The organism is Sorangium sp. So ce119 (genome assembly GCF_051524405.1).
GTDB classification, from domain to species: Bacteria; Myxococcota_A; Polyangia; order Polyangiales; family Polyangiaceae; genus Sorangium; species Sorangium cellulosum_G.
This window is the reverse complement of sequence record NZ_CP150310.1, coordinates 10,941,391-10,960,353: the sequence shown is the minus strand read 5'-3', so window position 1 is coordinate 10,960,353 and position 18,963 is coordinate 10,941,391. Positions and strand designations below refer to the sequence as shown.

Below are 18,963 nucleotides of genomic sequence, written 5' to 3'. Positions count from 1 at the left end.
CGTGAAGGTCGTTAAGCCCGCCAAGATCCCCGTCCTGACGCGCGTCGTCGAGCTCGGCCGCCGCCCCTTCTTCCACGCGGCCGGCATCATCGCCTTCCCGCTCGGCGCGCCGCGCGCGCTCTGTGACGAGCTCACGTTCTGGCGGACCACGGCCGCCGCGCTCGGCGAGCGGGGGGTCTTCGACGAGGGGTACGCCAGGGTGCGCGGCGAGCTCCTCGTCGCCGGCAGCTTCTTCGCTCCGGGGGGCAAGCCGCTGCCCGCGTCGTACGTGCGCGTGCGCGTCGGCCCGCTCGACAAGCGCCTGGCGGTCATCGGCGACCGCTTCTGGCGCGACGACGTGCCGACCCCGCCGCAGCCCATCGCGACGCTGCCGATCGACTGGGCGCACGCGTTCGGGGGCCCCAGGATCGACAGCAATCCCCACGGCAAGGGCGCCGAGCCCGTCACCCTGAACGGGCACGTCGTCCACCCGCTGCCGAACGTCGAGCGCTACGGGGCCATGGTGCGCGCGCCCTCGGATCGCCCCGAGCCGGCGGGCTTCCTGCCGATGGACGTCACCTTCGCGCAGCGCCGCAGGCGCGCCGGGACCTACGACAAGCGCTGGCACGAGGAGCACTTCCCCGGATTGCCACCAGACGCGGAGCCGACCTTCTTCAACGCCGCGCCGGAGGACCAGTGGATGGACGGCTTCTTCCGCGGGGATGAGGAGTTCCTCGTCGAGAACATGCACCCGGACAACCCGCGCATCGAGGGGCGGCTACCCGGCCTGGTCACGCGCTGCTTCGTCACCCACCGCACGCGGGAGGGCGATCGCTTCCTCGAGATCCCGCTGCGCTGCGATCTGGTCTGGCTCTTCCCCTCGGAGGGGATCGGCGCCGTGGTCTTCCACGGCGCGATGCGGATCGCCGAGGACGACGCGGCCGACATCGTGCATCTCGTGTGCGCGTGCGAGGAGCCCGCGGCGCCGCGACCGATCGAGCACTACGAGCGCGCGCTCCGGCGCCGGCTCGACAAGGACCGCGGCGCCGCCGATCTCTCCGACGCCGACCTCATGCCGCCGCGCGGCTCGGGCGTCGCGCCCGACCTCGGCGGGTCCGACATGGGCCGGTGGGTCCAGAGCGAGCGCCTCGCCGAGAAGAACCTCCGCCGCGGGCAGGAGCGCATGCTCGCGGAGGCGCGCGCGCGCCTCGAGGCCCAGGGGCTCGATCCGGACAAGCACGGCGCCGCGGCGCTCCCGCTCGCGCCGGAGATGCCGCCCACGGACGATCCCGAGGCTCTCGCAGCGTACGCGCAGGAGCAGCTCGCGAGCCTGGATGAGCAGGTCCGGGAGCTCGATGCCAGGGAGGTCGAGGGCAAGGAGCAGGCGCGCAGGCTCTTCGCGGACATGGGCAAGGACCTCGACGACGCCATGGCGGAGGCGGCCAGGGCGAGCGCCGGCCCGCCCACGTTCCGCGCGGCGGAGCACCTCGCCCGGCTGAGCGCGATGGCCGCTGACGCGCGCGCGGAAGGCGTCGTTCTGGAGGAGCTGGAGCAGCGAGTCGCCGACCCGCGCACCCGTGCCGAGCTCGAGCAGCAGGAAGAGGGGCTTCGCGAGATGTACTGGCGCTTCGCGCACCACCAGCCCGCGGCCGCGGCGATGGATCCAGAGGCGCTGGCGCGGGCGCGCATCGTCGTCGAGCTCGCGCGCGACACCGGCGAGCCGCTCGCGGGCCGCGATTTCACGGGCGTGAGCCTCGCCGGGATGCGCCTGTCCGGCGTCGATCTGTCGGGCGCCTTCCTCGAGTCGGCCGACCTGTCGGGCTGCGACCTGTCGGGCGCGAGCCTCGAGGGCGCGGTGCTCGCCCGGGCCAACCTGCGCGCTGCGGACCTGCGTGGGACCCGACTCCGGAACGCGAACCTCGGAGGTGCCGTATTGCACGATGCGGCGCTCGATCGCGCCGATCTCTCGGGCGCCGTGCTGAACGGCGCGGACCTCGCCGGCGCGCGCCTTACCTCCGCGAACCTCACCGGCGCCGACCTGATGGAGGCCAAGCTCGGCGGGATCGATCTCTCGGGCGCCGTGCTCGCGCAGTGCACCCTGATCAAGGCGGATCTACGCGGGACGCGCTTTGCCGGCGCGGACCTCTCGGACGCGACCTTCGTGGAGTGCACGCTCGACGGGGCCGACCTGTCGCGCGCGATCCTCCAGAAGGCCACGTTCGCGGGGTGCAGCGGGACCTCCGTGTCTTTCCGGAGCGCGCAGTTCCGGCAGGGCATCGTCGTGCACGGCTCGTCGTTCCCCGGCACCGACTTCCGCGATGCCGACATGGAGAAGGCGAACCTGCGCGGCACGGCGCTGCCCGGCGCGCGCTTCGACGGGGCGAACCTCGCCGGCGCCGACCTCTCCGAGTGCGACGCGGAGCGGGCGAGCTTCGAGAGCGCCGTGCTCAAGGGGGGGCTGCTCATCCGCACTCGCCTGGTTGATGCGTCGCTGGAAGGCGCGAACCTGATGGATGCGCTCGCCTCGAAGGCGCGGCTCGCGGGGGCCAGGTTCACCGGGGCCAGCCTGTTCCGCGCCGACCTCTCCCGTGCCGTCGGCGACGGCCGGACCAGCTTCGCCGATGCGAACGTGACGCACGCGCGCTTCCTGCCGAAGGCCGATGTCCCGCCGGGAGGTGGCGCGTGAACCGGGACGAGCTCCTCGATCGGGTCCGGCACGGCGAGCCGGTGCGCAGCGAGAGCCTGTCGCACCTCGAGCTCGACGGCGTGGATCTCTCCGGCGCGCTGTTCGAGGACGTGCGCTTCCCGAGGTCCCTGCGCGCCGCGCTCCTCAAGGAATCGATCTTCGTCGGCTGCGACCTCAGCGGCTGCGACCTGAGCTCCGCGGATCTGCACCTCGCGAGCTTTCACCGGTCGAGGCTCGCAGGCGCGCGTTGCGATGACGGCAGGCACATCGCGGCGAGCTTCGTGGAGTGCGACGCCGAGGGAGCCTCGTTCGCGCGCGTCGAGGCCCCTGTCGTGAGCTGGGTGAAGAGCTCGCTCCGGAGCGCGTCGTTCGCGGGCGCGAACCTCGACCGCGCCAACCTGCTCGAGATCGACGCCGACCGGACGAGCTTCGCCGGCGCGAACCTCGAGAAGGCGACGCTGTACCGGGCCGATCTTCGAACGGCCGACCTCGCTGGCGCGAACCTCGTGCTGACGACGCTCGTCGAGGCGAAGCTCGGATCGAAGAGCTTTGCCGACACGAAGCTCTTTCGCACGCAGTTCATGAAGAGCGATCTCGCAGGCGCGAGCTTCGCGGGCGCCGACTGCGCGCAGTGCAACTTCATGGGCGCCGACCTGCGCGGGGCGACGTTCGCGGGCGCCCGCGGGCCGCAGTGCTATTTCGGCGAGGCCCGGCTCGACCGGGCGAAGCTCACGAACGGCGACTTCCGGCAGGCGATCTTCGAGAAGGCGGAGCTGCTCCACGCCGACCTGTCGGGCGCGATGCTGGAGGAGGCTTACTTCGGCTACGCGCGCGCCCTCGGGGCGCACTTCTCGGGCGCGGGGCTGAGAGAGGCCGATTTCTGTCATGCCGACGTGACGGGCGCCGACTTCGACGGCGCCGGCCTGTACCGAACGAAGTTCCACCTCGCCAAGCGCGAAGGCGCCGCCTTGCGCGCGGCGCTCCTCGCGGGCTGGCTGGGGGACGACGAGGCGCTGGCCAGAGCGGAGGCCTGGCAGCCCAGGCGCGACGCGGCACGTTAAGCACCGACGAACGTGAACCCAAACGCATGACGCTGCGAAGAGAGATCTTATCACCATGACAGCCGCAAAGAAGTTCGCCAGATTGGAAGTCGGCCTCGAAGCGGGCCGCGTCGAGCGGAGCAGAGAGGCCGTCGTGGTGCGCCTCGCCTCGGGGAGCTATGAGGCGAGGCGCGCCAAAAGCTGCCTCGTCACGCCCGAGGTTGGCGACAAGGTGCTCTGCGCCATCGAGCCGGAGGGGCTCTATCTGTTGGCCGTGCTCGAGGGCCGCGAGGGAGCGCCCACGAAGCTCGCGGCCGACGGCGATCTCGAGGTGCAGGCGCGCGGCGGGCAGGTCGCGATCTGCGCGTCACGGCGCGTGGACATCGCGAGCGGCGGCGGCGTGGCCGTGACAGGCACCGAGGTGCACGTGCGCGCCGCGAAGGGCTCGGTGGCCGTCGAGGAGCTCGGCTTCTTCGGCCGGCTCGTGCAGGCCGAGGTGGCCAAGGTCGCCCTGGTCGCGCAGGAGGTCGACTCGCGGCTCACGAGGCTGACGCAGCGAGCGAAGAGGGTATTCCGCTTCGTGGAAGAGCTGGATCAGACGCGCGCCGGGGCTGTCGACCTGCGCGCCGAGAGCATGATCGGCATCCGCGGGGAGAACGCGGTCATTGCCGCGCGCGTGCTCGCCAAGATCGACGGCGAGCAGATCCACATCGGCTGATCGGAGCGAGAGGAGAGGAGGCTTTCGATGCTGGCAAAGAGCTCTGCTGGTGGCCTGTGCATGGCGTTCCCGGACGTGTGCCTCACGCCGGCCCCGCCGTCGCCGTCGCCCATCCCCATTCCGTACCCGAACGTCGGCGTCGAGCCGACCGACACGGGGTTCGTTCCTCACGTGCTGCTCACGTGCGCCCCGGCGCACAACATGTCCTCGCAGCCGCCAATGACGAACGGCGACAACGCAGGCGTGGCGATGGGCGTCGCCTCGGGGACGGTGATGGGGCCAGCGCGCACGGTGACCGCCGCGTTCACCGTGGTCGTCGGGGGCATGCCCCTCGCGCGGCTCACCAGCATCACGGTGCAGAACAGCACCAACGCGCCGGGCGCCAAGGTCGTGCCCAGCGCCACCAACGTGCTCGTCCTGGCGCCCTGAGCGCGCTAGGCGGGCCAGCCGGCCTCGCGCCGTCATCCGGCCCGCCGCGGTCACCGGTACGGCGTGCCGGCCGGCCCCCCGTCGAGGTAGTGAACCCTGGCCCCCGGCTGCGACGCGAGCTGGGCAAGCGCCTGGTTCGCGTCGCGCGCGTACCACTCGGTGAAGCCGCAGAGCGCGCAGATCCAGGTCTCGAAGAACCCCGCCTTGACGAGCGCGGTCGCCGCGCCCATGAGCGCCGTGTCGCCGGTCAGGACGTACTGGGACGTCACGTGCAGCGGGTTCGTCTTCGAGTACTCGCTGTCGGGCTGCTCCACCCTCTGCACGACCCAGAGCTTTCTGGACTGGCACTTCGGGCACTGACGAGAGTTCTTCATCGTGATGGTCTCCTTGGTCCGACGCGAGCGTAGCACCTCTGCGTCACGCCCCAGCCGTCGCGGTCGACAGCCGCGGCAGGAATCCGGTGATGGATCGCTCGGAGAGTCGAATACGAGCTCGTCTTCAGGGTCACCGATCATGCAGTCGGCTCGTGGCGCGGACATCGTACCACGCTGTGGCTGCGCGCCGAGGCGCAGGCGAGAGTCGGCCCGCGTGCTGTCGAGGAGCGCGCCGCCATCGATCATTCTCGCTCACGGGCGCCGCAGCTCCTCCGGGGTCACGGGCGCCGTCTCGTCGATATCCTTCATCTTCGCGCCCGCGATCTTCGCCCTGCGCCTCGCGGCCCCGTGGAGGTTCGCGCGCTCCAGGTCAGCGCCGCGGAGATCGGTCAGCTCGAGCCGCGCGTGCGCGAGCACGGCGGAGGTGAGGCGAGCATTGCGGAACGAGGCGTCGCCGAGATCAGCGCGCTCGAACCGCGCCGAGGTGAAGTCGCCGCGCTCCGCCTTCGCCGCACGCAGGTTGGCGTCCGCGAAGGACGCCCCCGCAAAGCGCGCTTCCTCCAGATCGGCCCCCTCCAGGTTGCTCGCGCGGAGGTTCGCGCCGTCGCCGCGGGCGCGCGCGAGCCTCGCCTTCTGGAGCTTGGCCTCCGACAGCGAGGCGCCGCGGAGGTCCGCCTCCTCGAGCACCGCCTCGACGAGCTCTGCGCGGTCGGCGCGCGCGTTCGTGAGGACCGCCTGGGACAGGTCGGCGCCGCAGAGGTCGGCGTCCTCGAGAATCGCCTCGACCAGCGTGGCGCCCGTGAGGCGCGCGCCGCGGAGCTTCGCGCCGCGGAGCACGCACCGCGCGAGCGACCGCCCGCTGAAGTCGAGCCCCGCGAGATCGGCGCCAGACAGGTCGTCTCCATCGAGATCGCGGCCTTCCTCGAGCCTCGCCTCGGCGCGCCTCCGCGCCTCGAGCGCGTCGAGCGGCCTGCCCGGCACAGGCGGCGCCGAAGCTTCGGGCGAAGACACCGCGGCCGGCAGGCTCACCCTCTCCGGCGGCGCCACCCCGGCCGACGCCGGCCATCCCGTCTGGACCGGCAAGCTCACCCTCTCCGGCAGCGCCGCTTCGACCGACGCCGGCGGCGCCGCTTCGACCGGTAAACTCACTCGTTCCGGCGGGCTCACGACCAAGGCTGGCTTGATCGGTCCCAGGCCGCCGGAGAACTCCCCCGGCGCGAGCGCTGGCTCCGGCGCGTCCGGCCGAGGCGGTGCCGCGGGACGCGGCGCCGGCGGCAGCCCCGACGCCGCAGCTGCCAGCTCGGGCGGCGACCAGTCGACGGTGAGCTCATCCTGCACGCCTCGAAGGCCGACGGGCACGACGAGCGGAGGCGCGGGCACCGGGCTCCACGGCGCGCCCGGGATCGGGGCCTCCTCCCGCGGCGCGCCCGTCCCCGGCGCCGCGAGCGGGAACTGCGCCCGCTCTGCCCCGACCTGCGCGAGCATGTCCTCGGGGATAGGCATTCTCTGGCCCAGCGGCCCCGTGATGCCCCCGCTCACGGCGACTTCGGCCTGAGGCTGGGGAGCGGCAGGCGTGCCGCGGAAGGGGAGCACCGGCATCTCCACCTTCGCGAGCGGGCCTGTCCGGCCCATCGCCGCGGACAGCGCTTTGCGCCCCGGGACCGACACCGCCGGCGCCGCGCTCTGACGTATCCCCTGCTCCTGGAGTGGCGGCACAGCGCCGGAGCTCGGCGCGGCAGATACCCGGGCCGCGGCCTCTCCTGTCCTGCCCCCCGCATGGCCCGGACGAGCGATGTCGCCGGGCTCCGGCCAGGGGATCGTCGCGGTGGCCGTCTCGACACCCGCAAACAGGCGGACCTCCCGGAGGACATGGAGGCTCTCGACGGCGAAGTTGCCGCGCCACACGAGCGAGGCGATCTGCCGGTCGGCGTCGATGACGAGCATGTCCGCGCTGAGCGCGATCTCCTGCGGCCCGGTCACGCCCGCGCCGCTCACGCGGTAGCGGCGCACGCGCGCGCGCGCCGAGGGGAGCCGCGTCTGGACGCGCGCTCGTCCCGCGTTGACGCCGTCCATGACGATCCACTCGTCGCCCTGGAGAAACGGTATCTGTTGATCAAAAGGCGCCGGATTGAAGGCGCGGAAGTCGAAGTCCTCCGGGATCTCGATCACCTCTGCGCTCTCCGCGGCGGCATCTCCGCCCGACGCGACGCGCTGCGCCGGGCGCGGCTCGAAGCCGCCGAAGAGCCGTTTGCGCAAGGGCCAGTGCGGCGCGATCGGCCCGAACGCCGCCGGCCGATGCGGGTTCGCCGGATTGACCAGGTTCGGGCGCGCTCGGCCGGGCGACACCCCTGCTGGCGGCCCATCGGCCTGCGCGCCGTCGCCGGAGTCGGAGACGCCAACAGGGTTCCAGGGAAAACCGGGTCCGCCCCGCGCGCGCTCGTAGACAAGCGGCATGGTCTGGAACGGTCCGGGCGCGCTGCTCCCGGGCGCGACGTCGCCGAAGACGTGGATCGTCTTGTCGAGCAGCGGCGCGTCGCGGAAGACCGCGAGCCGCGCCGCGAGCGCCGTCACCAGGGCGGCCCCCGGCGCGCGGGCGTGCCCGGTGAGCACGACGCCGGCGCCGGGGAGGTACGGCGCGGTGTCGCTCGCGGAGCGCAGGCTGCGGGACGGATCCTCGTCGAGGTGGCGGTCCTCGCGCTCGATGGGCTCGGGGGCGCGCACCGCCGCGTCGCCGTCGGCGCCGAACGCGAAGGTCGCCTTCACGAGCACGGTGACGCGCAGCACGCCGCCCGCGCGCCACAGGACCGTGCCGCACGACACGGGATTCAGGGCGACGACGTCCAGCGGCCAGCGCGAGCGCATGCGCCGATGCTACTGGCTCGCGCCCCGGGCAGGGAGACTTCGCGGGCGCGGCGCCCTCACCACCCCCGTCCGCCCGTGCCCACGTGACCCCACAAGCATCGATCGGACGGGCGTGAGGGGCTGGAGGCGCCGCCGGACATGGTCTATCGTCATGAGTCCGCCGCTCGGCCGCCGCGAGGCGCCCGAGGCCGCTCCACCGTCCCGATGGCCGCCCAGCAGGAGGGCTCTCCCATGCGGATCGCGTTGATCTCGGACATCCACGGCAACGAAGTGGCGCTCAGGGCCGTGATGGCCAGCATCCAGGCGGCCGGCGTCGATCAGGTGGTATGCCTCGGGGACGTCGCGACGCTGGGCCCGCGGCCGGGGGCGATCCTGGACATGCTGCGGGAGCTCGGGTGTCCGTGCATCCTCGGGAACCACGATGAGTTCATGCTGGATCCCGGGCTGATCCGCACCTACACCGAGGCGACGATCGTCGTCGACGCCGTCGACTGGTGCCGCGACCAGCTCTCGGAGGACGACCTCGGCTTCCTGCGCACGTTCCAGGCGCGCCTGGAGATCCCGCTCGACGCGCATTCGACGCTCCTCCTGTTCCACGGCTCGCCCCGGTCTCACATGGAAGACCTGCTCTCGGACACGCCGCCCGAAGAGCTCGACCGCCGCCTCGCGGGCCACGCGGCGACGGTGATGGCCGGCGGGCATACGCACGTTCAGATGCTCCGCCAGCACCGCGGCACGCTCCTCGTGAACCCGGGGAGCGTCGGACTCCCCTTCAAGGAGTACGCGAACGGCGGGCCGCCGACGCTGCTGCACCACGCCGAGTACGCCATCGTGGAGGCGCGCGGCGGCGCGATCAACGTCAGCCTGCACCGGGTCCCGGTCGACAGGGACGCGCTCCGCGCCGCCGTGAAGTCGTGCGACAACCCGATGCGCGGCGCGCTGCTGCAGCAGTACGCCTGAGAGAGAGCGGCCGGACAGAGCGCCGGTGACTGCCAGGACGGCATTCCAGGCGCGGTCGGGGGCCATCACCACATCAAGCTGCTCGGCGACACCCTGTCTGGCCGGCTCCGCTGGCTGAAACGCCGGGAGATGGTGACCGACGCCGGTGCGCCCCGGCACGCCGGAGCCGCCCATCGGCCAGGGATCCTGTGATCTGGCTCTCCCGACCGCCGGCCCTCAGGAGCACGGCGCGCTTCGCTCCGCCCACGCCGGAGCCCGCGCGCCGCCCGCGCCGGAGCGCACGCGCCGCTCCGGCGTGCCGGCCGCGGCGACGCCGGCGTGCGACGAGGCGCGGCGATCTGGTAGCCTCGTGCGTGCGAGCCGACCGGAGCGCGCCGAGGAGCGATGGAGTCCCGATGACCAGATACGAACAGATCAAGCTGTCCTACGAGGCGTCCAAGGCGGCGATCGGCCAGGTCGCCGAGGAGCTCTTGCACTGGATATACGAGCTCCGCGACCACATGGCCTGGCCGAGGGACAAATGGACGCTCAACCGGATCGCCGGGGACGCCCACGCCAACGGGCTGCTGCAACGGTTCGTCGTCGAGAATCAGCCCGGCGTCGGTGATGTCCTGAAATGCCAGGTGTCGCTCACCGTCGAGGACGAGCAGCCGTTCACCGTCGACTTCTTCGCGGTCGGCAGGACCGACAGGGGCCTCCTCGTCGTCCTCGTCGGCGAGGAGCAGATCACCATCGCCAAGGGCTCGCCCGACGTCTTCTTCGAGAAGGCCGTGGAGCACATCCGGCAGCAGGCGCGCCGCGTCGGCAAGGCGCGCCGCGTGGCCGCCCCCGTCCCGCATCGCCCCGCGTAGCCGTCAGCGCCGCCGCCCAGCAGGCGCTCAGACGAGCGCCGCGACGGCTGCCGCTCGACCCACCGCAACGGCTGCCGCTCGACCCACCGCAACGGCTGCCGCTCGACCCACCGCAACTTCTGGCGATCGACCAGCCGCCGCCGCCGGCGCTCGACCCGGAGAGATCGCGGCCAGCTTGCACGAACGAAACCCGCCCAGACTCGAATGAAAGCCCCGCGCCGCGCGCCGCATGCGCAAGTCCACGGATCTTCATCAGGAAGCCCCTGGCCCATCTCCTGCTAATACTGACAGCAGAGCGCCTGAGGGACGGTTCCCCCCCCACCGTCGGACGGGCGCTCTTTTTTCTTTTTGTGCGCCTCGCAGCCCGGGCGCCTCGCGCCGGGCTGGCGCGAGGCGCGCCGGTCACGGCGAGACGCAGGGCACGCTCGGCACGGCGTCCGTCGAGAGCAGCGACGGGAGCCACCGCCGCAGCACCAGCGGGACCATGGCGTCGTGCGGCATGGGCTCCGTCGGGTGAAGGTGCTCGAGCTCGCGGAGGACGCCGGGCGCAGCGGGGTGCGCGTCGATCCCGCGCTGGAACGCGCGTCGAAAATCGGCGAAGGGCCGGCGGGCCCACGACAGCGTCTGCCACGACACGACGACGTGCGTCGTCGGCGGAGATTGCGCGAGGGGGACCGCGATGTCCGCGTCCATGCACGTGTCGATCACGAGCGCCGCGTGCGCCGGGGTGGACGCGCGCAGGGCGGTCGCGATGCCGCCCGCGGCGTTGCAGCCTCCGCCGGAGTGGCCGGCGACGATCACGCGCGCGCGGTCGAGGGTCGCGACGCCGCGCAGCCGCGCGGCGGTGGCGTCGAGGAACGCGTCCAGGTCGAAGGCAGGCCAGCTCGTCCGCGCGACGGCGACCGCCGCCGGCAGCACGGCGCTCGGCGCCGCGACGAGGATCGGCGGGATCTGCCCCGCCTCCATGAGCTGCGCCGCGATCCGGCGGACGTCGCCCTCCTGGCCGCCGCCCATCCAGCGGTGCTTGATCTGCGCCGCGTTGGTCCCGTGCAGGAACACGAGGATCGGCAGCGGCCGCGCGGGATCCCCGGCCGCCAGGCGGTGCACGAACGCGCGCCCCAGCCAGCGCTGCTCCGGCGGCACCGCGGGCGCGCCTGCGCCGCCCGGCGCCGCGCCCTCGGGCTCGGCGCCGCTCGCCGGCGCAGGCGGGCGCTCGTAGTCGTACGTCGCGCCGTCGAGCGGCCCCGCGGGCGCCCTCGACGCCGGCGCGGCCGGCACCGGCGCGGGCCTCGGCTGCGCGCCGGCAGGGCCCGGAGAGCCAACCGCCGCGAGCCCCGCCGCCATCGCGAGGACGCCCGCCGACGCCCGGAGGGCGCGCGCACGCCCGCGGGGGCCGGCGGCGATCACGGCCGCTCCTGCGCCGGCCCTGGACCGCCGGCGTCCGGCGCCGCGCCCGGCGCGCCGCCCGCGTCGCGCTGGATCGTGCGCTTCCGCTCGAAGTTCCGGGCCGGGTCGACCACCTTGACCTCGCCGAAGCGGCTCAGCATCGGGCCGATCACCTCGGCGTCGCCCGAGACGACGACCACGGCGCGCGCCGGCCGCACGTGGTCCGCCGCGACCTTGCCGGCGAGGGCCGGCGTCATGTCGCGCAGCTCCTTGCGGAGGCCGTCGTGGTGGTCGTCCGGCAGATCGAGCACCTGCATGCCGGCGATCTCGTCCGCGAGCCCCGCGGCCGTGCCGATGCCGAGGCCGACGCCGGCCGACAGCCGGCGCGCCGCGGCCTCGGTCTCCTCCTCCGACGGCGTCGTGGTCGCGAGCTGCTCCGCCTGGTCGAGCATCGCCTGCGCGGCGAGGCCCGTGCGCGCCGCCGGCACGACGGCGTGCACGACGAGCGGGACGGGCCCGTGCGCGACGTCGATCGTCGCCGCGGACGCCGCGCGCGCCGCCCCCCGCGGCTCGAGGAGCTCCTGGGGCAGGCGCCCCGAGGGGCCGCCGAGCACCTGGCCCGCGACCGCGAGCGCGGGCCACTCGGGGGCGCCGCGCTCGGGGCCGAGCACGCCGAGGAAGACCTCGCTCTCCGCGCTCTTCGGGCGATCGATGATCGTGATCTTGAGCGACCCGCGCGGCGTCGGATCCGTGAACGAGAGCGACGGCGGCTCGCCGGCGCGGCGATCGGGGAACGCCTTCTCCACCGCGGCGCGCGCGGCCTCGGGCGTCGTGTCGCCCGCGACGACGACGACGGTGTTCTTCGGGACGTACCACGCCGCGTGGAACGCGCGGCAGTCGGCGGCGGTGATCTTCGGCAGCTCCGCCGCGGTCGCGCCGAACGAGCCGTACGGGTGCAGCTCGGTCGGGAGCACGTAGAGGTCGCGGAACAGGATCATCAGCGCGCCCCAGCGGGCGTCGTTCTCGGCGCGATCCCGCGCCGCCTCGACGGCGCGCGCCTTCACCTTGGCGAGCTCCGCGGCGTCGAGGCGCGGCCGCTGCACGACGAGCCCGAGCAGCTCGACCGCCTCGGCGAGGCGCTCCCGGGTCGTGCGCAGCCCGATCACCGTCGCGTCGAGGCCGGTCTCCACCCGGAGCGAGGCGCCGAGCGACTCGACGCGGGCGAGCACCTCGCGGCCGGGGAGGCCGCCGGCGCCGCCGTGCAGCAGGAGCTGGCCCGTGAGCGCGGCGAGCCCGGTGCGCTCGCCGTCGGCCGACGAGCCGCCGCGGACGACGACCCGGACCTCCACCAGCGGCAGCGCGCGGTTCACGGCGGTGGCGACGCTCAGGCCGCTCGGGAGCTCGGCCCACGCGATCGCGGGCATGCGCGCGGGCTGCGCGGGCCCGGACGGCGGGGGCTGCTCCCGGCGCGCGGCCTCGGGCGCCGGCGCCTCCGGCGCGCCCTTCGCCGGCGCGCCGGTGGCCGGCGCGGGCGATCGCGCCGGCGGCGCGGCGGGAGCGCAGCCGCACACGGCCGCGGCGAGCGCCGCCGCGGTCCAGGAGAGCCAGGGGCGCGCCGTCCGTCGCGCGCCCCGTTCGCGTCGCTTGCTTCGCTCGCTCATCGGATCGTCTCTCGTCGTCGCTTTCCGCGCCTCTTCGGCGTCGCCCTCGACGTCGCTCTCGACGTCGCTCTCGACGTCATTTCTTCCTGGGCTTCGCCGGCTTCGTCGGCTTCTTCTTCGGCGCCGACCGGGCCGGCGCGCCCTTCGTCGGCCCCGCCTTCGCCGGGCCCTTGGCCGGCGCGGCCTTCTCCGGGCCCTTGCCGGGCGCCGCCTGCGCCTCGGCGCGCGCGCCGCCGCTGGCCCGGGCGGGCGCCCGCGGCGGGGCCGCGCCCGGGGTCGCTGGCGGGTAGGTCTCGACGATCGTCCGGCGCGTCGGGCCGAGGTGATCGCGCGCGACGCGCTGCACGTCCTCCCGGGTCACCGCGAAGCAGCGGGCGAGCTCCCCGTTCAGGTGCGCGGCGTCCCCGAAGAGCAGCTCGTGCTCGCCGAGCGCGCGCGCCCGCGCCGCCGGGTCCGCGAGGCCCGCCACGAACGCCGACTCGAGGAGCCGGCGCGCCCTCGTCAGCTCGGCCTGCGACGGCCCCGCCGTCGCGAGCGCCCGGATCTCGCCCTCGATCAGCTTCTCGACGTCGCCGACGCGGGCGCCCTCGGCGAGCCGAACGTCGATCGAGAACAGATCCGGCCCGCGGAGATCGCCGGTCGCGACGCGCACCGACCGCGCGACCGCCTTGTCGCGGACGAGGAGCGCCTCGAGGCGCGAGCTCTCGCCGCGGCCGAGCAGCGCGGCCACGATCGCGAGCGCGTCGTGATCCCGGTGCGATCGCGGCGGGACGGCCCACCCGTACAGGATGGCCGGGGCGCGGGCGGCGCTGTCCCGCACGACGCCGGTGCGCTGGCTGGTCTGCTCGGGGAACGGCGCGTCCTTGAAGGGCGCGGCGTCGACGGCGGGGATGCCGTCGAAGTACTTGCGCACGAGCTCCATCGCCTCGCCGGGGTCGAAGCCGCCGGCGATCGAGAGCACCGCCCGGTTCGGGCCGTAGTGGGCCGCGTGGAAGTCGCGGGCCCAGGCGACCTCCGCGCCGGCGAGGTCGTCCGCGTCGCCGATCGCCGGGTGCTCGTGGGGCCAGTATCCCTGGAACACGAGCGCCTGGAGCCGGACCGGGCCCTGGCCGTACGCGGCGCCGAGGAGCGCGCCGCGGCGCTCCTGCGCCTCCTTGCGCTGCGCCTCGAACGCCCGCTCGCTCAGATCGATCGCCTTCATGCGGTCGGCCTCGAGCCACAGCGCGAGCGCGAGCTCGTTCGCGGGCAGCGCCTCCGCGTAGGTCGTGCGGTCGACGCCCGCCTCGGCCGCGAGCTCGCCGCCGCGCGCGGCGACGAGGCGCTGGTGCTCGCCCGCGGGCACGTTGCGGCTGCCCCGCGCCATCATGCCCATCACGAGGCGCGCGACGCCGCTCCTGCCGCTCGGCTCGTCGCGCGAGCCCGCGTCGTACGTCACGGCCACCGCGACGGTGGGCGAGCCCTTGTCGGGGCTCATCACCACGCGCAGCCCGTTCTGGAGCGTGGCCCGCTCCAGGGGCAGCGCGAGCTCGATCGGGGCTTCTGGCGGGGGCGCCGCGGCGCGCCTCGGCGCGGCGGTGGCGCGCTGCGGGGGCGCGGTGACCCGCGCCGGCGCGCGGTCGCGGGCCGGCGGCGCCGCGGCGGCCGGGCACGGCGCGCCTGCGCTCAGCAGGCCGAGCGCCGCGAGCCCGGCCGCGACGGCGCGGCGGAGCAAGGTTCGGCTCACGGTCGTCGACACGGCAAGGCGATAGCACGTCGCCGGCCGGGCGCGCCCGCGGTGAGACGCGGCGCCGCGGCGCCACGATGCGTCAGCGGCTTCACGCTGCCGGCCGACTCGCGTAGGCTCACGCCCCGCAGCCACGAGAGGCCGCGAGCGCGCGCGGAGCGTGGACCCGAGCGCAGAGAGAACCGCCGATGCCCGACGTTCAAAACCTGATGAGAGCCGTTGTCGGAACGCTCGTCTTCGTCATCCTGGGGCTCATCGTCTTCCTGCTGGCGTTCGTGATCATCACGAAGCTCACCCCCTTCTCCATCCGCAAGGAGATCGAGGAGGACCAGAACACCGCGCTCGCCATCGTGATCGGCTCGGTGATCCTGGGCCTCGCCTGGATCATCTCCGCGGCCATCCACGGCTGACGCGCGGGTCTCGGCGTGGCCACGGCCGGGCCCGACCTCCTCGGCGCGCTGCCGGCCGGGCAGGGCGGCGCGGCCCGCGGCGCCTTCCTCTGGGGCCGCGGCGTCGACCTCGCGGTCTTCGGCGGCTCCGCGGCCGTCGCGCTCGCCCTCGCGGCGCTCTCGGCGGGCGGCGCGCTCCCGGCGTGGGGCTTCCTGCTGTTCGTGGTCGGCGTCGACGTGGCCCACGTGCACACGACGCTCTTCCGCACGTACCTCGATCGCGAGGAGCTCCGCCGCCACCCCGCGCTCTACGCCGCCGTGCCGCTCGCCTGCTACGTCGTCGGCGTCGCGCTGCACCTCGCCTCCGAGCTGACCTTCTGGCGCGCGCTCGCCTACGCCGCCGTGATCCACTTCGTCCGCCAGCAGGTCGGGTGGGTCGCGATCTACCGCGCGCTCGCCGGCGAGCGCGCGCGCGTCGATCGCCTGCTCGACGACGCGCTGATCTACGCCGCGACCGGCTGGCCGCTCCTCTACTGGCACGCGCACCCGCCGCGCGCGTTCGCGTGGTTCGTGGAGGGCGACTTCGTGAGCGCCCCCTGGCTGGCGGCCGCGGTGGGCCCGCTCGGCGCCGTGTACGCCGCGCTCGCCGTCGCCTACGTCGCCCGCGCTGTCCACCGCGCGCGCGTCGCCCGCGCGCCGCTCAACCTCGGCAAGCACGTGGTCGTCACGACGACCGCGGCGACGTGGTACGTCGGCATCGTCGCGACCGACAGCGACTTCCAGTTCACGGTCACCAACGTGATCGTCCACGGGGTGCCGTACATGGCGCTGGTGTTCGCCTACGCGCGGGAGCGCGCCGTCGAGGCGCCCCGGTCGCTGCTGGCGCGGCTGCTCGCCGGCGGGCTCCTCGCCTTCCTCGGGATCGCGCTCGCGCTCGCGTTCTTCGAGGAGCTGCTCTGGGACCGGCTCGTCTGGCACGACCGGCCGGAGCTCTTCGGCGGCGCCGTGGACGAGCCGCTCCTCGGCCCCCGCGCGCGGACGCTGCTCGTGCCGCTGCTCGCGCTCCCGCAGGCGACGCATTACATGCTCGACGCGGTGGTGTGGCGCCGTCGCCATACGGGCCCTGCCCAGGCGCGCGCGCTCGGGTTCCGGTCCGGCGGCGGAGGTGACGGGCGCGGCGAGGGCACGGGCGGCGCGGGCAGCAGCGGGCGCGCCGCGGGCGGCGGGCGCCCCGCGGGCAGCAGCGGAGGCGCCGCCGACGGCGGGAGCGACGCGGGCGGCAGGGGCGCGACGCGCGCACCGCCGCGCTCGGTGAGCCGAGACGCTTGACCCGCGGCGCAACTCCCGTAACCCTCGGCGCTTCGCATGGCTTCGCTCGCGGCGCCCGTGCTTCCGCCACGCCCCTCGCCTCTCTGCTCGGCGCGGAGCGGCGCCACCCCGCGCAGCCCGGCCCATGGATCCGGAGAAGTTCCGGAGATGCTCGGCGCCTGCAATGCGTGCAAGGCGTCCGCCTGCTATCGCTTCTGCATGCTTGCGCTGTCTGGAAGAGGTGACAGAGATGAGTGAACCACGGCCAACCGACGGGCCCAACGCGCCACGTCTGACGCCGATCCCCCCGAATCCGCGCGCCCCCGTCCTCCTCGTCGACGACGACGCCGAGCTCCGCGAGATGCTCCGCGAGATGCTCGAGTCGGCGGGCTACGATGTCTACTGCGCCAGCAACGGCAGGGAGGCCCTCGATCTGCTGCACAAGGCCGACCCGCCGCCTGGGCTCATCCTGCTCGATCTGATGATGCCGATCATGACCGGCGAGGAGATGCTCGCCGCGCTGAAGCAGGTGCACGCGCTCGCCGCGATCCCGGTGACGATCGTCTCCGGGCACGACGGCCCGCCCGAGGGCGCTGCCTACCTGAAGAAGCCCGTCGATTTCGGGGCGCTGCTCGGCGTGGTCCAGAAGACCTGCGGCTAGCTTCGACCTCCCTGATCGAACGTTCGATCAGGGTTGCTCTCCCACGACATCCACCCATCCACATCGACCTCGACAGGCGCCCACGGCGCCGCGGTCCGCTTCGACCGGTGGAGGGCGTTCGTGGCGGCGCGCGTCGGGCCGAGCTCGTCCGTCGCCGGGCCGGGACGGCTCAGACCGCCAGCGCGGCTCCATCGCGCGCCGCGGGCTCAGCGCTGGCCGCGTCGCCGCGCAGCTCGGGCGGCGACGGCGCGCCGGGGGCCATCGTCGCGAACGCCAGGAGCCCCACGACGGTCAGCAGGAGCGCGAGCGCGAACGCCGCGGCGAGGAACAGGATGCCGAGCGACGCGCGGTCCGCTCCGCCTCCGCCTGCGCCTTGCTCCGGGTCTTCGTCGCGCCGCTCCGGCTCTTCCACGCCCTGGCCCTCCGCTCGGTGTTTGTGCTTACCGCCTCGCGGTAGAGCGCGCAATGGAAGCGGCGAGGACCTCCGGGGCCTTCGACGAGCGGCTGCGTTCATCGAGCGCGGCAGCGTCCTGAGCGGACTCGCCTGTCCGGACATTGTCTGTCCGGTGGGGCCATCGCCGTCCGCCTCTGACGGCGATAGGTTCGCCTCCTCGGAGGGCGCGCGAATGGCAGAGAGCCGCACCAGCGACGATGTGCAGAAGAGCGGACAGGCGAGCTCCGATCGTCTGTGGATTCTTGTCAACGCGAATCCACCCGAGTCGACGCCAGGATACATGAGCGGCCGACACCCGCGGGAAACCGTGGTGGTGCGTGACGGCAACAACCTCCTCGTCAGCGTCGATGTGGGCAGAGGCTCGGGGCTGTCCGTGCCTTTCAGTACGGTAGAGCTCGACTGCTCGGAGGCGACGCTCATCGTGCGGCTCGCCGCCACCTCGGCGCCGTGCGCCGGCTGCGTCGACGAGGGCCTCGCCAGGGCGGCACGGGAGCTCGGCGGCCTCGACGCGGAGAGCGTCTTCCGCGCGGTCCGCGCCGCGATCGACGCCTGCGCGGCGCGCGCGCACGGCGATCGGCCGTGCGGCGTCGCCGACGCGGGCGGACCTCACGAGAGCGCGGGCCCGCGGTCGTGCGGCGCGCTCCGCCTGGCGCCCGCCAACGCGCCCCACGTGCCCGCGGGGAGCGCGCTCCCGGCGGATACGGAGATCGACGTCATCTTGATCATCTGAGTCGGGCTCGTCGCTCGACCCCTGTCGCCCCCGAGCAATCCCCTTATTTTGCAGCCCTTTTCAGGGGAGAAATTCAACAGGGAGGCGGGGAGGCGGGGAGTATTTGAAGATTGTCCTCCCCGCCTCCCCGCCTCCCTGTGATTTCTCTCCGAAGAATTCGAGAGGATTCCTCAGCTCTCAGCGTTCCGTCACTCGATCTCGCCCGCGTGGAGGCACGTCCCTGGGCAGTCCGCGCCCCCGTTGTCCGGGTCGCAGGTGTCTCGCAGATCGTCCACGCACACATAGTCCCTGTCGCAGGCGAGCCCGGCGAAGCCCCCGCAGGGGTCGCCCACGCAGAGGCCGCCGCAGTCGGCGTCCCTCCGGGGGTCGCAGTCGTCGTCCGGGTCATCGACGCACTGGTTGGTGCCTGGACAGCCGCGGCCCGTGATCCCGCCACAGGTGAACTGAAGCGCGGCCTGCGACTCGTCGAGCGCCTCTCCCCCGGTCGGCGCCTCGACGCCGCAGCCGACCCCGAGCACGGCGCCACCGGCGATCATCATGGCCAGTTTAAGCGAATCCTTGAGCATGCGAGTACCCTCCAGGCGCGCTCGCCTCGTCCACGCCTCTCGCGGGGGCGGCGAGCCACGGCGAGGATCCAAGCGAAAGGTGGGCCAGCCGCGGAGCGGCCTGCTCGCCGAGGGGGCGTCGTCGCGCGCGGCGCAACTCGCGCAGGTCCTGCACGAACCGGGCAAGATCCTGCCTTGGTGCGCGGA

General features: G+C 73.9%; 17 protein-coding genes. 10 read left to right on the top strand and 7 right to left on the bottom strand.

Features of this window, described 5'->3' with window-relative positions:
* The first annotated feature begins 1 nt into the window (after window position 1).
* The 4 genes from WME76_RS41395 to WME76_RS41380 are packed head-to-tail and all read left to right on the top strand — an operon-like array spanning window position 2 to window position 4,852.
* Entirely contained in the window at window positions 2-2,665 is a 2,664-nt protein-coding gene (locus tag WME76_RS41395; protein WP_437957667.1) for a DUF2169 family type VI secretion system accessory protein, read from the top strand.
* On the top strand, window positions 2,662-3,726 hold the full coding sequence (locus WME76_RS41390; protein ID WP_437957666.1) for a pentapeptide repeat-containing protein: 1,065 nt from the start codon (window positions 2,662-2,664) through the stop codon (window positions 3,724-3,726). Before WME76_RS41395 ends, WME76_RS41390 begins: the two co-directional genes overlap by 4 nt.
* Before the next feature lie 55 nt (window positions 3,727-3,781).
* Window positions 3,782-4,423, top strand: a complete 642-nt coding sequence (locus WME76_RS41385) for a DUF3540 domain-containing protein (protein WP_437957665.1) — start codon at window positions 3,782-3,784, stop codon at window positions 4,421-4,423.
* Between the two features lie 27 nt (window positions 4,424-4,450).
* Window positions 4,451-4,852 (top strand): DUF4150 domain-containing protein, encoded by a 402-nt coding sequence (locus tag WME76_RS41380; protein ID WP_437755345.1) that lies wholly within the window; start codon window positions 4,451-4,453, stop codon window positions 4,850-4,852.
* A gap of 50 nt (window positions 4,853-4,902) precedes the next feature.
* Here the strand turns inward: WME76_RS41380 and WME76_RS41375 are convergent, their stop codons facing one another.
* Together WME76_RS41375 and WME76_RS41370 are read right to left on the bottom strand one after the other, a co-directional pair.
* Window positions 4,903-5,226 (bottom strand): hypothetical protein, encoded by a 324-nt coding sequence (locus WME76_RS41375; protein ID WP_437957664.1) that lies wholly within the window; start codon window positions 5,224-5,226, stop codon window positions 4,903-4,905.
* Window positions 5,227-5,478: 252 nt separating this feature from the next.
* A complete protein-coding gene (locus WME76_RS41370; protein WP_437957663.1) occupies window positions 5,479-8,088 on the bottom strand; it encodes a DUF2169 domain-containing protein in 2,610 nt (869 codons plus the stop codon).
* Window positions 8,089-8,319: 231 nt separating this feature from the next.
* On the opposite strand from WME76_RS41370, the gene WME76_RS41365 reads away from it, so the two are divergent.
* Window positions 8,320-9,048 carry a metallophosphoesterase family protein gene (locus tag WME76_RS41365; protein WP_437957662.1) on the top strand — a complete coding sequence of 243 codons (729 nt, stop codon included), beginning with the start codon at window positions 8,320-8,322 and terminating at the stop codon, window positions 9,046-9,048.
* A gap of 395 nt (window positions 9,049-9,443) precedes the next feature.
* Window positions 9,444-9,899, top strand: coding sequence for a hypothetical protein (locus WME76_RS41360; protein WP_437957661.1), 456 nt, complete (start codon window positions 9,444-9,446; stop codon window positions 9,897-9,899).
* A 402-nt stretch (window positions 9,900-10,301) separates the two neighbouring features.
* Here WME76_RS41360 and WME76_RS41355 read toward each other — a convergent pair whose 3' ends face one another.
* The 3 genes from WME76_RS41355 to WME76_RS41345 all read right to left on the bottom strand — a co-directional run bounded on the left by WME76_RS41355 (window position 10,302) and on the right by WME76_RS41345 (window position 14,669).
* Window positions 10,302-11,306 (bottom strand): hypothetical protein, encoded by a 1,005-nt coding sequence (locus WME76_RS41355; protein ID WP_437957660.1) that lies wholly within the window; start codon window positions 11,304-11,306, stop codon window positions 10,302-10,304.
* The gene (locus WME76_RS41350) at window positions 11,303-12,946 is read right to left on the bottom strand and encodes a M16 family metallopeptidase (RefSeq protein WP_437957659.1); all 1,644 of its coding nucleotides are present in this window, start codon (window positions 12,944-12,946) and stop codon (window positions 11,303-11,305) included. Before WME76_RS41350 ends, WME76_RS41355 begins: the two co-directional genes overlap by 4 nt.
* A 76-nt stretch (window positions 12,947-13,022) precedes the next feature.
* Window positions 13,023-14,669: a M16 family metallopeptidase gene (locus WME76_RS41345; protein WP_437957658.1), complete on the bottom strand. Its 1,647-nt coding sequence runs from the start codon at window positions 14,667-14,669 to the stop codon at window positions 13,023-13,025.
* 209 nt (window positions 14,670-14,878) lie between these two features.
* On the opposite strand from WME76_RS41345, the gene WME76_RS41340 reads away from it, so the two are divergent.
* From WME76_RS41340 to WME76_RS41330, 3 genes are all read left to right on the top strand, one after another.
* Window positions 14,879-15,079, top strand: a complete 201-nt coding sequence (locus tag WME76_RS41340; RefSeq protein WP_081426967.1) for a DUF350 domain-containing protein — start codon at window positions 14,879-14,881, stop codon at window positions 15,077-15,079.
* A 15-nt stretch (window positions 15,080-15,094) separates the two neighbouring features.
* Window positions 15,095-16,387: a hypothetical protein gene (locus WME76_RS41335; RefSeq protein WP_437957657.1), complete on the top strand. Its 1,293-nt coding sequence runs from the start codon at window positions 15,095-15,097 to the stop codon at window positions 16,385-16,387.
* Window positions 16,388-16,616: 229 nt separating this feature from the next.
* Window positions 16,617-17,027 (top strand): response regulator, encoded by a 411-nt coding sequence (locus tag WME76_RS41330; RefSeq protein ID WP_437957656.1) that lies wholly within the window; start codon window positions 16,617-16,619, stop codon window positions 17,025-17,027.
* 169 nt (window positions 17,028-17,196) lie between these two features.
* On the opposite strand, the gene WME76_RS41325 is transcribed toward WME76_RS41330, so the two are convergent.
* Window positions 17,197-17,439 carry a hypothetical protein gene (locus tag WME76_RS41325; RefSeq protein WP_437957655.1) on the bottom strand — a complete coding sequence of 81 codons (243 nt, stop codon included), beginning with the start codon at window positions 17,437-17,439 and terminating at the stop codon, window positions 17,197-17,199.
* Window positions 17,440-17,761: 322 nt separating this feature from the next.
* On the opposite strand from WME76_RS41325, the gene WME76_RS41320 reads away from it, so the two are divergent.
* On the top strand, window positions 17,762-18,211 hold the full coding sequence (locus WME76_RS41320; RefSeq protein ID WP_437957654.1) for a hypothetical protein: 450 nt from the start codon (window positions 17,762-17,764) through the stop codon (window positions 18,209-18,211).
* A 188-nt stretch (window positions 18,212-18,399) separates the two neighbouring features.
* Here the strand turns inward: WME76_RS41320 and WME76_RS41315 are convergent, their stop codons facing one another.
* Complete coding sequence (locus tag WME76_RS41315; RefSeq protein ID WP_437957653.1) at window positions 18,400-18,750, bottom strand: hypothetical protein; 351 nt, start codon at window positions 18,748-18,750, stop codon at window positions 18,400-18,402.
* Window positions 18,751-18,963 lie beyond the last annotated feature (213 nt).